The sequence below is a fragment of the Pseudarthrobacter sp. H2 genome, assembly GCF_050157045.1.
In the GTDB taxonomy this organism is placed as follows: domain Bacteria; phylum Actinomycetota; class Actinomycetes; order Actinomycetales; family Micrococcaceae; genus Arthrobacter.
Genome location: NZ_CP189595.1, coordinates 171,469 through 186,776 on the forward strand (window position 1 = coordinate 171,469; position 15,308 = coordinate 186,776).

13 protein-coding genes and 1 pseudogene are annotated in these 15,308 nt (G+C 63.5%); all 14 read left to right on the plus strand.

Annotated elements, in window-relative coordinates; all coding sequences use genetic code 11:
• The first annotated feature begins 9 nt into the window (after positions 1-9).
• The 14 genes and pseudogenes from ACQCSZ_RS25220 to ACQCSZ_RS25285 all read left to right on the plus strand — a co-directional run bounded on the left by ACQCSZ_RS25220 (position 10) and on the right by ACQCSZ_RS25285 (position 15,280).
• Positions 10-954: an ABC transporter permease gene (locus ACQCSZ_RS25220; protein WP_427008531.1), complete on the plus strand. Its 945-nt coding sequence runs from the start codon at positions 10-12 to the stop codon at positions 952-954.
• 40 nt (positions 955-994) lie between these two features.
• Entirely contained in the window at positions 995-2,053 is a 1,059-nt protein-coding gene (locus ACQCSZ_RS25225) for an ABC transporter substrate-binding protein (protein WP_427008532.1), read from the plus strand.
• A complete protein-coding gene (locus ACQCSZ_RS25230) occupies positions 2,050-2,817 on the plus strand; it encodes an ABC transporter ATP-binding protein (RefSeq protein WP_427008533.1) in 768 nt (255 codons plus the stop codon). The genes ACQCSZ_RS25225 and ACQCSZ_RS25230 overlap by 4 nt, the downstream gene beginning before the upstream one ends.
• A gap of 1,007 nt (positions 2,818-3,824) precedes the next feature.
• On the plus strand, positions 3,825-5,246 hold the full coding sequence (locus ACQCSZ_RS25235; protein ID WP_427008534.1) for a Na+/H+ antiporter NhaC family protein: 1,422 nt from the start codon (positions 3,825-3,827) through the stop codon (positions 5,244-5,246).
• Between the two features lie 63 nt (positions 5,247-5,309).
• The gene (locus tag ACQCSZ_RS25240) at positions 5,310-6,563 is read left to right on the plus strand and encodes a DegT/DnrJ/EryC1/StrS family aminotransferase (RefSeq protein WP_427008535.1); all 1,254 of its coding nucleotides are present in this window, start codon (positions 5,310-5,312) and stop codon (positions 6,561-6,563) included.
• A gap of 20 nt (positions 6,564-6,583) precedes the next feature.
• Positions 6,584-7,891: a histidinol dehydrogenase gene (gene hisD, locus ACQCSZ_RS25245; protein WP_427008536.1), complete on the plus strand. Its 1,308-nt coding sequence runs from the start codon at positions 6,584-6,586 to the stop codon at positions 7,889-7,891.
• Positions 7,892-7,965: 74 nt separating this feature from the next.
• The gene (locus ACQCSZ_RS25250; RefSeq protein ID WP_427008537.1) at positions 7,966-8,964 is read left to right on the plus strand and encodes a D-cysteine desulfhydrase; all 999 of its coding nucleotides are present in this window, start codon (positions 7,966-7,968) and stop codon (positions 8,962-8,964) included.
• A 3-nt stretch (positions 8,965-8,967) separates the two neighbouring features.
• Positions 8,968-9,687: an aspartate/glutamate racemase family protein gene (locus ACQCSZ_RS25255; RefSeq protein ID WP_427008538.1), complete on the plus strand. Its 720-nt coding sequence runs from the start codon at positions 8,968-8,970 to the stop codon at positions 9,685-9,687.
• 213 nt (positions 9,688-9,900) lie between these two features.
• Entirely contained in the window at positions 9,901-10,965 is a 1,065-nt protein-coding gene (locus ACQCSZ_RS25260) for a YeiH family protein (RefSeq protein WP_427008539.1), read from the plus strand.
• A 127-nt stretch (positions 10,966-11,092) separates the two neighbouring features.
• On the plus strand, positions 11,093-11,347 hold the full coding sequence (locus ACQCSZ_RS25265) for a hypothetical protein (RefSeq protein ID WP_427008540.1): 255 nt from the start codon (positions 11,093-11,095) through the stop codon (positions 11,345-11,347).
• A 113-nt stretch (positions 11,348-11,460) separates the two neighbouring features.
• Complete coding sequence (gene pdxS, locus ACQCSZ_RS25270; protein ID WP_427008541.1) at positions 11,461-12,387, plus strand: pyridoxal 5'-phosphate synthase lyase subunit PdxS; 927 nt, start codon at positions 11,461-11,463, stop codon at positions 12,385-12,387.
• 287 nt (positions 12,388-12,674) lie between these two features.
• Positions 12,675-13,157, plus strand: a complete 483-nt coding sequence (locus tag ACQCSZ_RS25275) for a RidA family protein (protein ID WP_427008542.1) — start codon at positions 12,675-12,677, stop codon at positions 13,155-13,157.
• A gap of 6 nt (positions 13,158-13,163) precedes the next feature.
• Positions 13,164-13,748: pseudogene (locus ACQCSZ_RS25280) on the plus strand (thiamine pyrophosphate-dependent enzyme); the annotation flags it as partial.
• A gap of 50 nt (positions 13,749-13,798) precedes the next feature.
• Positions 13,799-15,280 carry an NAD-dependent succinate-semialdehyde dehydrogenase gene (locus ACQCSZ_RS25285; RefSeq protein ID WP_427008543.1) on the plus strand — a complete coding sequence of 494 codons (1,482 nt, stop codon included), beginning with the start codon at positions 13,799-13,801 and terminating at the stop codon, positions 15,278-15,280.
• Positions 15,281-15,308 lie beyond the last annotated feature (28 nt).

Genomic DNA, 15,308 nt, shown 5'->3' on the forward strand with positions numbered 1-15,308 from the left:
GAGTTGGCTATGAGCGACCGTTCGAGCGACGCGGTATCGAGTGCGACCGCCTCTGTGATTCACAACAATAAAGCAGGGGCGGCGCCGGGCGGAGAACCAGCCCTGTCCACGCCGCCGGGGCTTCCCAGTTCTTCGAAACGGATTGGCGCTATTCTCGGCCGTTCATGGGTCATACGCAGTATCACCTTGTTGGTAGGCGTATTCCTGTGGTGGCTGGTGACTTCGCTGCAACTTGTTCGTCCGCTGTTCCTTCCCTCTCCCGGTGCGGTATGGAACGCCTTTGTCGAAGCCAACACGGACCACAATATTGCGCCCGGCATCGACCGCATGGTGCGCGGGGCGCAAAACTACTACCTGTGGGAACACCTGATTGCCAGTTTGCAACGCATTGGCATAGGCGTCGGTGCAGCCATCGTGTTCGGCATCGCGCTTGGCCTGCTCATGTCGACCGTCCGGCAAATCAGCATCGTCATCGAGCCATACCTGAACTATCTGCGTGCTCTTCCACCCCTTGGCTACATCGGGATCCTGATCGTTTGGTTTGGCATCGGCGACACGTCAAAAAACTGGCTTCTGTTCCTGGCTGCATTTCCACCGATCGCAGTGGCCACGATCAGCGGGGTGCGCGGCATCAAAGAGGACCAAATCAACGCGGCCTTGTCCCTCGGAGCCTCCCGCTGGCAGTCGGTGTTCCATGTAATCGTCCCGTCCGCCCTGCCCGAGGTCCTGACCGGTATCCGCATCGCGGTCGCCTTCGCCTGGACGACAGTCGTTGCCGCCGAACTCAGCAACGGGATCCCCGGCATCGGCGGACTGGCTTATCTATCCGGTACCGAACTCCAGACTCCTTTGACAATTGCATGCATCATCGTCATCGGCGTGACCGCGGTAGCACTGGACGGCGCCCTCAAACTCACCGAGCGCCTCCTGGTTCCCTGGCGCGGCCACGTATGACCTATCCCTTCCACCTGATAGTCCTCTTGAGGAGCCGTTCATGAAAACCGTTTTGTCGAAAAAAATCCTGATATCCAGTGCTGTGCTCATACTCGCGCTCACCGGCTGCGTGGAGACGGGCCGCTCTACTGCCCCCGCCGCGGGAAACGCCAAGTGCCCCTGGGCAGCAGACGACTCTGTGAAGGGCACCGTGCGAATCGCCTATCAGAAGGTTCCCAATGGTGATCCGATTGTGAAGGACCAGGGCATTCTGGAGGCGTGCATGCCGAACGCCACGATCAAGTGGTCGGTCTTCACCTCCGGCGCCGACGTGCTCCAAGCGTATGGGGCAAACAGCATTGACGTTGGATACATCGGCTCGTCCCCGGTAACGATGGCGCTCTCTGAGCCGCTGAAGATGCCCATCTCGGTGGTGTGGATGTTCGACGTCATCGGCAACGCCGAATCGCTGGTCGTGCGCGATGACGCAATCAAGTCCGTGAGCGAGCTGAAAGGCAAAACGATTGCTGTACCGTTCAGCTCCACGTCACACTTCGCGCTGCTACAGGCGCTCAAGCAAGCCGGGATTGACTCCCGGAACGACGTCAAGCTGGTCAATCTCTCGCCGGCGCAGATGACGGCGGCGTGGCAAGGCGGCCAGATTGATGCCGCCTGGGTATGGAGCCCCGTCCTCGACGAACTCGGTGCCACCGGCCATTTGATCTCCGATAACGGGAAGGTCGCCACGGCCGGAACGGCGACCTATGACCTGGGCACCGCCCGCACTGCCTTCGTAAAGGAGAACCCGGCGTTCATGACGCAGTGGACGAAGGCCCAGGACTACGCCGTCAAGATGATCAGCGAAAACCCCGACAAGGCTGCGCAGAGCATTGCCGTTGAATTGGGCATCAACCCCAAGGATGCTGTAAAGCAATTCACCGGATTCAGGTATCTGCGGGCCACCGAGCAGGTTGCCGATGACGCGATGGGCAAAAAGCTGGGTAAGGACCTCGCAGCCACAGCGGACTTCCTTCTCATACAGGGCTCCATCCAGGCCGTAAGCGCCCCAGAGGTCTACGCTGACGCGGTGGACAGCAGCTTTGCCAAGACGGCGCGATGAGCCACGCTGTCGAAATAACAGGACTGACCCACTCCTTCACGGGCAAGGGCGGCCAGCGCGTGAAGGCGATTGATCGTCTCGACCTGACGATAGAGCCCGGGGAATTCCTCTGCCTGGCCGGACCCTCAGGGTGCGGCAAGACCACCTTTTTGCGCCTCCTCGCCGGGTTCATGCAGCCGACAAGCGGCTCAATTACCATGAACGGTAAGCGCGTGGACCGCCCGGGCGCTGATCGCGGGATGGTCTTCCAACAGCCCACCCTGTACCCCTGGCTGGACGTGCAGCGCAACGTGGAGCTTGGGCCAAAACTGCGCCGGATCGACCCGGCTAAACGTCGGGCCGACGCTGAGCGCTACATCGAAATGGTCGGACTCAGTGATGTTACGGGCCTCCGTCCCTATGAACTCTCCGGCGGCATGCAGCAGCGCTGTCAGATTGCGCGCGTGCTCACCAACGATCCCGACATTGTTCTGATGGACGAGCCTTTCGGGGCGTTGGACGCATTGACCAGGGAGCGCCTGCAAAATGAACTCATCGGGATATGGCGGCGTACCGGTAAGACAATCGTCTTCATAACCCACAGCGTCGAGGAAGCGGTCTTCCTTGGAACCCGGGTCATGGTCATGAGTCCGCGGCCCGGACGCGTGGTGCTCGATAAATCGTCCGTGTTCTCACCGCCCGGCGAGTACATCGACGCCGAGAAGATACGAACTTTGCCGGAATACCACGCGCTGTGCCAGGAAGTTCACGAAGCCATCCACTAGTCGGGATTTTAATCGGACTGGCACGGAAGGCGTGAGTCTATGCCGGGAAAGGGTGCTCTGAGCTGTGAAAACTTTGGTTGCCGAGACCAATATCTTGCCCGGCGAAGGAGCACCCTTTCGATGCAAAAGCCTACTGGCTGGGCCGCTTGCCACGGCCGGGGCTTTTCACCGGCCGGGGAAGTTGGTCGCTTCCCCGGCCCTCATACCGGCCCTAATGCCGGCCGCCGGCGGTGAACAGGTGGGACCTGAACAGGCTCCGGGCCTCACCCGGGCGCCAGGATCTTCTCCCCCCAAGAGCCCGGTACGAAAATCCATCCGCCGATCGCCCCAACCCCACCGTTGCGGGTGTATATGCGCCGCGGGCTCCACTGCAGATCCAAATGCCCCCGGATGAACGCACGGAGCTGATCATTCGCCGCGGTTTTGCCCCGCCCGGGCTGGCGGCGTAGTGCCGCGGCCTGCTTGTGCGCGACGTGTGGAAGGTGCCGGCGGACCGCCAGTAGCCGGTTTCGCCGAACCCCACGGCTGACCGTGGATGGGCTTCTGCCCAGTTCCGCGACGATGCTACGGTCACTGGAATCCGCCGGGCAGTGACGGAACGAAGAATCCACGGTGGTCGTGGGATTCCAGCCGGGCTGGGCAATCAACAGAGGCGAAGGCTCTCCGAATCGGTGCGGCCGAAAGCCCCAGGCCCGCGATCAGCGGCCGAACCGTTACCCGGTCGCCCGGCAACAGGTCGCCGGAGAGAATCAACTAACGGATCTACGTGTGCGCCACACTGACCAGCCCGCCGCCTCGCACAGCGTCCGCATCCAGGCTGGCGAGCCCGTCCTCGAAAGTCTTATTCACAAGATTCACCCAGTCACTATTGACCGCCGGGTTGAAGCATGTAAGGCTTGTTTTCGATCAAAAATCAAAAATCTAAAGTTTGAATCCATGGACAGGACTTGACTATGAGCAATCCTTCGCGTGACGGGGTAGCAATCGCACCCCCTAGCAGTAGTGACATGCCCGAGCAGAGCTTGGACCGGGCTGCTGAGCCGCGGATCCGGATGTTCGGGGGCCCGAAGATGGCGCTTGTTCCGGCGCTGGTTTTGGTCGGGGTTTTGGTCTGGCTGTCCGCTGCTGAGCGGGCCAACCTTTCCAGTTTCTGGGTCGGGGGCTTCGCGGCCATCGTCGTGGGGTTGCTCCTCACGCGGACACCGCGGGCCTTCGCCGAATCCATTATCCGTGGCCTGTCGGACAGCACGGGTGCAGTCATCGTTACGGCCTACATCTTCGCCGGCGTTTTCGGCAGTCTGTTGGCGGGCGGCGGATTGGTCAACGGGCTGTTGTGGCTGGGAGTGTCTGCCGGTCTGCAAGGTGCGCTGTTCACCGTGCTGGCATTCATTCTCTCCTGCGTTTTCGCTGCTGGAACGGGAAGTAGTGTCGGTGCGGTTCTGGCCTTGATTCCGGTGCTGTATCCGACCGGGGTTGCCCTTGGCGCGGATCCGACCATGTTGGCTGTGGCGGTGATAGCCGGCGGCGCGTTCGGGGATAACATGGCCCCGATTTCGGACACCTCGATTAGCTCGGCCTACACGGCGAAGGCGATCATGGCTGACGTGGTGAGGGCCAGGCTGCCTTTCACCCTCATTTCGGCTGCGGTGACGATAGTCGTGCTGGCCATCTTCGGCGGCGGCGGGGATGTCTCGGGCAACCGCATCGATGTGGTGGCGAACCCCTGGGGGCTGCTCATGCTGGTGCCCTTCGGGATTGTTATTTATCTGGCCATGCGCCGGCACCACATCATTGTTTCGCTGATGTGGGGCAGCCTGAGCGCCATGGTCATCGGCCTGGCCACAGGCCTGATGAAGGTTACGGACATCTTCTCCATCCCCGCTGAGCGGGGGGAGTCGACCGGGCTCATTCAGAACGGTATCGCTGACATCACCGGGGCTGTTGTGCTTGTCCTGTTCATCCTGGCCCTGGCGCAGGTACTTGCTGACAGCGGATTCATGGGCCAGATCCTGCAGAAGCTGGAGGCCCACGCTACCCGGGGCGTCATGGGCGCCGAACTCGCGATTGCCGGCATCACCATGCTGTTCACGGTGCCGCTGGGTGCCAACGCCCCCGCTATCCTCCTGGTAGGTCCGACCATCGGCCGGCCGCTTGGACTCCGGCACAACCTGGCACCGGCCAGAATCGCCAACCTCATGGACTGCAGCGCCAACACCGTCTTCTATATGCTGCCCTGGCACAACGCCGTCATCATCTGGTACGCAACGGTCCTGACCACGGCCACGCACTACGGACTGCCGATGATTTCCATTGCATCCGCCTTCCTGAACCCCTATGCCTGGACGCTGATCACAGTTCTGCTGATCTCCATCCTCACCGGGTGGAACCGAAAATATGCGTCGGTGAACAATGCCATCCCGCAAATTTAGCCACGCCTCATCCATCAAGGCCACGCTTCAGATATCCAGTTGACCCGAAAGGATCTCACCCACGTGGACAACATCGATGTGACTCCCAGATTCGATCTGGACCTGACCCAACCCGAACCGATGCCGCAGCAAAGCATAGACCGGGCCACCGAGCTGATGCGCACCGGCCGGCTGTTCCGCTACGGGGAAACCGCCCCGGGAGAACTCAACGACGCCGCACTGCTGGAGCAGCGCTTCGCCGAGATGCTGGGCCGAAAATTCGCTGTCGGGGTGAACTCGTGCGGCGCGGCCCTCTTCCTGGCCCTGAGGTCATCAGGCGTCCGGCCCGGGGACAAAGTCCTGGTCAACGGCTACACGCTGGCTCCGGTTCCGGGCGCCATCGAGCACGCCGGCGCCGTGCCCGTCCTCGTCGAGGTGACGGACAACTGCACCATAGACCTGCAGGACCTCGTCGGCAAAGCCCTGGCCTCCGGGGCGCGCACGCTGTTGCTGTCCCACATGCGCGGACACATATCCGACATGGACGAGGTGTCGGGCATCTGCGCAAAGTACGGCATCACGCTGATCGAGGACTGCGCGCACACCCTGGGAGCTTCTTGGGACGGGAAACCCACCGGCACCTTCGGAACAGCGGCCTGTTTCAGCCTCCAGACGTTCAAGCACATCAACTCCGGGGAAGGCGGAATCATCGTCACCGACGACGAAGAGCTCGCTGCCCGGGCCATACTCCACTCCGGCAGCTACATGCTCTACGGTCAGCATGCTGCCCGGCCGCCCGAGTCCTCTTTCGAAAAACTCCGGGGCCAGATCCCGAACTACAGCCTCCGCCTGAGCGCCCTGGCAGCAGCGCTGGCACTGCCCCAACTGGACTTGCTCCCGGAGCGCGCCGGCCGGATGACTGCTTCCTACCGGTGCGTGGAGCAACTGTTGCGTTCCATTGACGGCGTCCACGTTATCGAGCGCGCGGCCAAGGAACAGTTCATCGGAAGTTCGCTGCAGTTCTGTCTCCCCGGCCTCAGCGGGGAGCAGATCGCTGACTTCGTCGGCATCTGCCACGGGCACGGGCTGGGCCTGAAATGGTTTGGGGGACCCCGGATGGAAGGCTTCACCAGCAGACCCTCGCAGTGGGAATACGTGGCGGGGGCCGGAACCCTGCCACAAACCGAAAAGCTGCTGGCCACACTCTGCGACATGCGGATCCCGCCCGCGATGGAAGAAAAGCACTGCCGCCAGGCGGCACAAATCATCACCTATGCGCTGCGTCAGGCGACCAGCACCGGGGACCACGCGCTGTCCGTGCCAACAAACCGACCGTAATCAAAGATCAGGAGTGAATTATGCCCATTGAATACCTCAAGCGCGGACAGCCCGCGATGTTGCCGGACCTTTCCGAGACCACCCGCACCGTGCAGGAAATGCTGGACCGGATGGAAACCGAAGGTGAGGCGGCCACCCGGGAATACTCCCAGAAACTGGATTCCTGGAATCCGGCAAGTTTCATCGTCAGCCCCGATGAAATCGCCGCGGCCGAAAAGGCCCTGCCCGAGACGGTGAAAGATGATATCCGCTTCGCGCAGAAGCAGGTGCGTGAATTCGCCCAGCGTCAGCGCCAAAGCCTGCAGGAGTTCGAGTTCGAATCCCACCCGGGTTTGATTGTAGGACAGCGTCAGATCCCTGTGTCTGCAGCAGGCTGCTATGTCCCCGGCGGGCGCTTCGCGCACCTGGCATCCGCGGCGATGAGTGTTGCCACGGCCAAAGCAGCCGGCGTGGGCCACGTCACCGCATGTTCGCCGCCGCGGGATAAGAATGGAATCCATCCCGCAACTCTGTTCGGAATGTCGATCGCCGGCGCGGACACCATCCTGAGCCTGGGCGGTGTGCAGGCTATAGGTGCCATGACCTTTGGTCACTTCACAGACAAACCGGTGAACATCCTCGCGGGCCCCGGGAACCGGTTCGTTGCCGAAGCCAAACGGCTGCTGTACGGCCGTGTTGGAATCGACGTCGTGGCCGGACCCACCGAATCACTGATCATCGCGGACGAAACCGCCGATCCGTGGCTCGTGGCAGTGGACCTGATCAGCCAGGCAGAACACGGGGCGGAATCCCAGACGATCCTTGTTACGTCCTCCCGCCAGGTGGGGCAGGCTGTCCTGGACCTCATCCCGCGGGCCATCGCGCAGCTGCCGGCAGATTCCATCGCCGCAACAGCGTGGAAGAACCTGGGCGAGGTAGCCGTTACGGACACCCGCGAAGAGGCCGCGGCCCTTGCCGATGAGTACGCCAACGAACACGTCCAGGTCCAGGCCGCCGACCTCGACTGGTGGCTCAAGACGCTGCAGAACTACGGCTCGCTCTTTCTCGGCGAGGAAACCACCGTCACCTACGGCGACAAGACCTCGGGCCCCAACCACATCCTCCCCACCCGCGGAGGCGCCAGGTACACCGGGGGACTCTGGGTTGGGAAGTTCATCAAGACGGTCACCTACCAGCGCATGACGCGCTCGGCCAACGACCGCATCGGCCGTGTCGCGGCGCGGATATCCCGGATCGAAGGAATGGAAGGCCATGCCCTCGCCGGAGATGCCCGGCTGGAAAAGTACTTCCCCGGCCAGCCCCTTAACACCAGCGTGCTTGCCCTCTAGCGGACAGCCCGCTCCCCTACCGCACGGCCGGCATCACGCCGGGACCGTGAACTGATCGAGAAAGAAGACACACCATGAATCTGGCCAAGATTGCCCGCCGCCGCTACACCGTCGGGAACACCCCGCTTGAGTTCCTTCCCAACCTCACGAAGCACCTGGGCGGACCGCGCATCCACATCAAACGCGATGACCTTCTGGGCCTCAGCTCGGGCGGCAACAAGACCCGTAAACTCGAGTTCCTGATGGCCGATGCCCTGGCCCAGGGCGCCGATACCATCATCACCACGGGGGCCGTGCAGTCCAACCACTGCCGGTTGACTCTCTCGGCTGCGGTTAAAGAAGGACTGAAATGCCGGCTGCTGATCGAGGAACGGGTGGAGGGGTCCTACAGCGAGACCGCCAGCGGTAACAACCTGCTGTTCCGTCTCCTGGGCGCTGAATCCATCACCCCCGTTCCGGGCGGAACGGACCTGATGGCCGTTATGCAGCAGATGGCACAGGAGGTCATCGCCGAAGGAGGAACGCCGTACATCGTCCCCGGCGGCGGCTCCAACGCACTCGGTGCCCTGGGCTATGTGGCCTGTGCCGAAGAGATCCTCAGCCAGAGCTTCGAAACCGGACTCGACATCGATCACGTGGTGTGCGCGAGTGGATCCGGCGGAACGCACGCCGGCCTGGTGGCAGGCTTCCATGGCAACCAAAGCGGGATTCCCATTACCGGAATCAGCGTGCGGGCGGAAAAAGGCCCGCAGGAAGCCAAAATTCTGGACCTCGCCCGCCAGACCTCGCAGCTCGCAGGCGCCCACCTGCAGATTCCGGCCGACCGGGTGCTGGTCCGCGACGAGTTTGTCGGGCCCGGATACTCGCTGCCGACCCGGGAAATGACAGATGCCATCCAGCTGTTCGCGCGCACCGAAGGCATCCTTCTTGACCCGGTGTACACCGGAAAGACCGCCGCGGGACTCGTGGGCCTGGTCCAGGAGGGCGCCTTCGCCAAGGACAGCGACGTGCTGTTCGTCCACACCGGCGGCTCACCGGCCCTGTACGCCTACCCGAACGAAGCACTGGGGTAATCCGTGCAAGCCGTCACTGAACCATCCCGGCTGGTAGGAATTCTGGGGGGCATGGGGCCCTCGGCCACGGCAGACTTCTACACCAAACTCATCGCGCATACCCCGGCGTCCGTGGACCAGGAACACCTGCGCGTGGTGATCTGGGCCGACCCGACGGTCCCCAACCGTCAGGAAGCCATCCTCGCCGGCGGCCCGGACCCCTCGCCCTGGCTCGAGGCCGGATTGGGGCAGCTTATACGGTGCGGAGCCGAAATCATTGTGGTCCCGTGCAACACCGTCCACAAGTACCTGCCCCGGATCATGGACGGCAAACCCACCGAGTTCATCAGCATCATTGAGACAACCATCGGTGCAGTTCAACGGCACGCGGTCGACGGTCCGATCGGTCTGTTGGCAACTGATGGCGCACTGTCAGCAGGAATCTACCAAGAGGCTCTGGGCGACGCCGGATTCGGCGTCGCCCTGCCCTCGCCGGAAGAGCAGGCTCTGCTCATGGAGGTCGTTCACCGGGTCAAGGCCGGACTGTCCGGGCCAACCCTGCTACAGGATATGTACTCGGTTCTCGCCTCGCTGGAAAGGCAAGGAGCCCGGACGGCCATTTTGGGCTGCACGGAACTGTCAACCCTGCTGGCAGGCGACAGCGATGACTATCCGGTGAAGCTGATTGATCCGGCAGTGGAGCTGGCGCTTGCGACCATCAGCAGGGCCATCAAGCACACATGAGCCGGCCCGGGCACTGCGGATCCACCCCACCCGACTATCGACCGATGCGCGGCAGGAATACGCGTACACCCCTAGGAGACTTTATGTACCCGGCGGCACTGCTCCCCGGCAGAAGCGAACCCGACACCACGCACGGTTCCCGCTGGGCTGGAAGTCAAGTAGGAGTCGCACGCCCTACTCGAGTCAGCGATGCAGGGAATGCAGGGAATGCTGATGGGTAAAACACTCACTGGCGTGCCACCCCGCGAGAAGTCGAGCCGGGTGTGGGTGCGGCTCCTGCCAGGTCTTGGCGCGTGTGTAGTCGCAGTCCTGATTTCGCTGGGAGTCCACAGTCTGGTTCCATCGCTTCCTGCGATGACCGTCGCGGTGGCTCTCGGAATTCTCTCAGCAAACCTTCCGAAGGTCCGCACGTATATCCGCGGCCCGCTCCGTCCCGGACTGACCTTTGCCGCCAAGCGGCTCATGCGTGCCGGGATCGTGGTCCTTGGTCTGAAGCTGAGCGTCGTGGACGTACTGGGCCTGGGATGGGCAGCGTTTGGCATCATCTCTGCCGTTGTCATCCTGGCCTTTGCCGGGACCTACCTGCTGGGGAGGCTCTTCCGGCTCCCGGGCGAGACCCCGCTGCTGCTCGCGGCGGGATTTTCCATCTGCGGCGCCTCCGCGATCGGCGCCATGGCAGCCGCCCGGCGCGCCCGACATGCCGATACCGTGATGCCGGTAGCGCTGGTAACCCTCTGCGGAACCCTAGCCATCGGTGTTCTCCCGCTACTAATAGGCCCCTTGGCGCTGGATCCGATTCAGTTCGGCCAATGGGCAGGGGCTTCGGTGCACGATGTTGGACAGGTCGTCGCTACAGCCCAAGTCGCAGGGCCGGCCGCACTCGCGGCAGCGCTGGTAATAAAACTGACACGCGTGCTGCTGCTGGCCCCCATCGTTTTTCTTGCCGGCATGGGAACCCGGCGCAGCGCCCGGAGGCAGGGGCAAAATCCGGAGAACGAAGTGGAGTCGGGGCCGCTACCACCACTGGTTCCGCTCTTCATCATCGGCTTCGTGGCCATGATCGGTATCCGGTCGCTCGGCATACTAAACCCCGACATGCTGCAGATCGGGTCAATCGTCCAGGACGTGCTGCTGGGCTCGGCTCTCTTCGGTCTGGGATCGGCCGTAAGCATCCGGGATTTGCTGTCCTCCGGGCTGCGCGGAAGCCTCGTAGCCCTGCTCTCATGGATCCTCATCGCCGCTTTGGGTTACGGAGCCGTGCTGCTGATCGCACCATAGGATCAACGAAACGGCCAGCGCAGCATCCTGCGCCCCGAACCATGCTCCGTGTTTTCGACCGGTTGATCGGTGGATACCGAACAAATTTCCCCGGCCGGACAGCGAACACCAATAAGGAAACCGATCAGTGACCCATACGACATTCGATGACTGGTCCAGGCTGCCTGGCACCGACGTAGAATTCTGGCGCAACGGACTACGGCTGGGGACCGGAACAATAGACATGGCCGACAGCGGCTCGACGATCGCATGGATCATCTCTGATCCCCTCGCCGAGCGGCTCCTCCTGGAAAAGACCAACGGTATTGAGTTGCGCATCAGTCGGGAACAGGCGATTCGCCGCATGGATCCAGAACGCTCTGACAGGAATTGCCAGGTATAGCCCAGTTTCGAAAGTGCACACCCGGCTCAATCAACAACCGTGGAGAGCCCAGACCCCATCGGGTACTTGGGCCTTACACGCCCCGCCCATCCCCAACATATAAAAGGATTATTGTGTCCACACCTGATACAAGAAACGCATTCAGCCTGTCAGTTCCTCCCGTCACGGGCAGCAGCCGGGTCAAGCGCGGCATGGCGGAGATGCTCAAGGGCGGCGTCATCATGGACGTCGTCAACGTCGAGCAGGCTCGCATCGCCGAGGATGCCGGCGCCGTGGCCGTCATGGCGCTGGAACGCGTCCCGGCCGACATCCGTGCCCAGGGCGGCGTGTCCCGGATGTCGGACCCGGACATGATCGAGGCGATCATTGCCGCCGTTTCCGTGCCGGTCATGGCGAAGGTCCGGATCGGGCACTTCGTCGAGGCCCAGGTCCTGCAGTCCCTCGGTGTCGACTACATCGATGAGTCCGAGGTCCTGACCCCGGCCGACTACACCAACCACATCGATAAGTGGAAGTTCACGGTCCCCTTCGTCTGCGGCGCCACGAACCTCGGTGAGGCGCTGCGCCGCATCAACGAGGGCGCGGCCATGATCCGTTCCAAGGGCGAGGCCGGCACCGGGGACGTCTCCAACGCCACCACCCACATGCGCCAGATCCGCGCGGAGATCAGGAAGCTGGCCGGCATGGCCGAGGACGAGCTCTACGTCGCCGCCAAGGAACTGCAGGCCCCGTACGAACTGGTCAAGGAAGTTGCCGCCACCGGCAAGCTCCCCGTGGTCCTGTTCACCGCCGGCGGCATCGCCACCCCGGCCGACGCGGCCATGATGATGCAGCTCGGCGCCGACGGCGTGTTCGTCGGCTCCGGGATCTTCAAGTCCGGCAACCCGGCCCAGCGTGCCGCCGCCGTGGTGAAGGCCACCACCTTCTTCGATGACCCGGACGAGATCGCCAAGGCCTCCCGCGGCCTGGGCGAAGCCATGGTCGGCATCAACGTCGACGAGATCCCGCAGCCGCACCGCCTCGCCGAACGCGGCTGGTAGGCGGGACCAGGGCGGAAATCCGAAGGCCATTCCTCCGGTACGCCCCCAACCGGGCGAGGCCACCGACGATGATCAAGAATGGGCCAGCCTACGCAATCTAAAGGTCGATAAGGAAAAACCTGCCGCGATTCAGATTCGCTTCAGACCCGGCATCTGACGCGGAAGCCATCGTGCCGCGCGGCCGGCGTGCGACTAATCCGACAGCCCGGATGCCCGGACCGGCATGTCAGTGCTCCTGCCAAAGCCGCACCCGAAACCTGAAGAGAAGAGAACTATGAAAGGAAACAATGACTGACCAGACCACAACGCAGCTCCACCGCAACACCAAGGCACGCCTCAGCGAACTCGGACTGAAGCTCCCCGAGACCCCGCACGCTGCCGCGGCATACATACCTGCAATCAGGACAGGCAACATCGTCTACACTTCCGGGCAACTGCCCCTGCAGGACGGTTCCATGGCCGGCACCGGCAAAGTAGGTTCCCAGGTCACGCCCGAAAAGGCTGCGGAAATGGCCCGGACCTGCGTCCTGAACGCACTGGCTGCGGCAGGCGGACTCGGAGACCTGGACCACGCCAGAATTCTGAAAGTTACCGGATTCGTAGCATCTGCTCCCGGCTTCAACGGCCAGCCGGCCGTCATCAACGGCGCCAGCGATCTGCTGCTTAAATTGTTCGGCCCCAATGGGGAGCACGCACGCTCGGCAGTAGGAGTAGCCGAGCTCCCGTTGGACGCCCCCGTCGAGGTAGAGATTGTACTCGAGCTCTCCTAACATCGCGCCGCGCTCCCCCCGGCCGCCCCCGGTGACGGCCAGGCCAGGATAGACACCCTGATGGCCAACCTCGTACCCACCCTGCCCCACGACGCGATGGTCACCTTCGGCGCCGGCGAACACACCAACTGGGCCCACCGGTACTTCCCCACCCGGGGCTACGCCTCGATGATCAGCGCACGCAACGGATCCATGGGCTACTCCATCCCCTCCGCGATCGCAGCGTCCCTGGCCTACCCGGGACGACGCGTGGTGACCATCGCCGGTGACGGCGAATTCCTCATGAACGGCCAGGAACTCGCCACGGCCGCCCAATACGGCGCCACCCCGCTGGTGATCGTCATGGACAACCAGGAATACGGGACCATCCGCACCCATCAGGAACGCCACTACCCGGACAGGGTCTCAGGCACCCAGCTCAAGAACCCGGACTTCGCCCTGATGGCCCGGGCGTTTGGCGGCTACGGCGTCAAAGTCGACAAAGACCAGGACATCCCTGCAGCCATCACCGCGGCCCTGCAGGCCATCGATGAGGACAAGGTCTTCGCCCTCATCCACCTCATCGTCGAACAACGCGTCAAGGCTTACTAAGAAAATCCAGCAGCTGTCCCCCGGAATCATCTGAACGAATGGAACAATGAATGTCCGTCACCCTTGACGAAGAAACAACCCTGCTCGCCTCGGTCCCGACCGGTCTGCTGATCAACGGCCAGTGGCGTCCCGCCGCGTCCGGAAAAACCTTCGACGTCGAGGACCCGGCGACCGGCAAGGTGCTGGCCAGCATCGCCGACGCCGGCCCCGAGGACGGTGCCGCTGCCCTGGACGCCGCCGCGGCCGCGCAGGAGTCCTGGGCGAAGGTCCCGCCGCGTGAGCGCGGCGAGATCCTGCGCCGCGCCTTCGAGCTGGTGACCGGGCGGGCGGACGACTTCGCGCTGCTGATGACGCTGGAGATGGGAAAGCCGCTGGCTGAGGCCCGCGGCGAGGTCACCTACGGTGCGGAGTTCCTGCGCTGGTTCTCCGAGGAAGCCGTCCGTGCCTTCGGCCGCTACTCGGTGTCCCCGGACGGGAAGTCCCGGCTCCTGGTGACGAAGAAGCCGGTGGGCCCGTGCCTGCTGATCACGCCGTGGAACTTCCCGCTCGCGATGGCCACCCGCAAGGTCGCCCCGGCCGTCGCGGCAGGCTGCACCATGGTGCTCAAACCCGCCAAGCTCACCCCGCTGACCAGCCAGCTGTTCGCGGCCGTGATGATGGAGGCCGGGCTCCCTGCCGGGGTCCTGAACGTGATCCCCACCTCCACGGCCGGTGCGACGACGGGTCCGCTGATCAAGGATTCCCGGCTGCGGAAGCTCTCCTTCACCGGGTCCACCGAGGTCGGCCGCCGGCTGCTCGCCGATGCGTCCGGGACGGTGCTGCGGACCTCGATGGAGCTCGGCGGGAACGCGCCGTTTGTGGTGTTCGGGGACGCCGACGTCGACGCCGCCGTCAATGGTGCGATGGCCGCGAAGCTGCGGAACATGGGCGAGGCCTGCACAGCGGCGAACCGCTTCATCGTCCACGAGTCCGTCGCGGCCGAGTTCGCGGAGAAGTTCGCCGCGAAGATGGCGGAGATGACCTGCGCCCGCGGCACCGAAGCCGAGTCCAAGGTCGGCCCGCTGATCGACGCCAAGAGCCGGGACAAGGTCCACGCGCTCGTCACCGACGCGGTCGCCTCCGGTGCCGTCGCCGTCGTGGGCGGCGGCCCGGTGGACGGGCCGGGCTACTTCTACCAGCCCACCCTCCTCACCGGCGTCACGGAGGGCACCCGGATCCTGTCCGAGGAGATCTTCGGCCCCGTCGCCCCGATCATCACCTTCGACACCGAGGACGACGCCGTGCGGCTCGCCAACAACACCGAATACGGGCTCGTCGCCTACGTCTTCACCAGGGACCTGAACCGCGGCATAAGGATGGGCGAACGCCTCGAGACCGGCATGCTCGGCCTGAACGCCGGCGTCATCTCCAACGCCGCGGCCCCGTTCGGCGGCGTCAAGCAGTCAGGCCTGGGACGCGAAGGCGGCCTCGAAGGCATCGAGGAATACCTCTACACCCAGTACATCGGCATCAACAACCCCCACGCCGGATAACTCTCCCAGGCCCAGGACACGTTCCGGG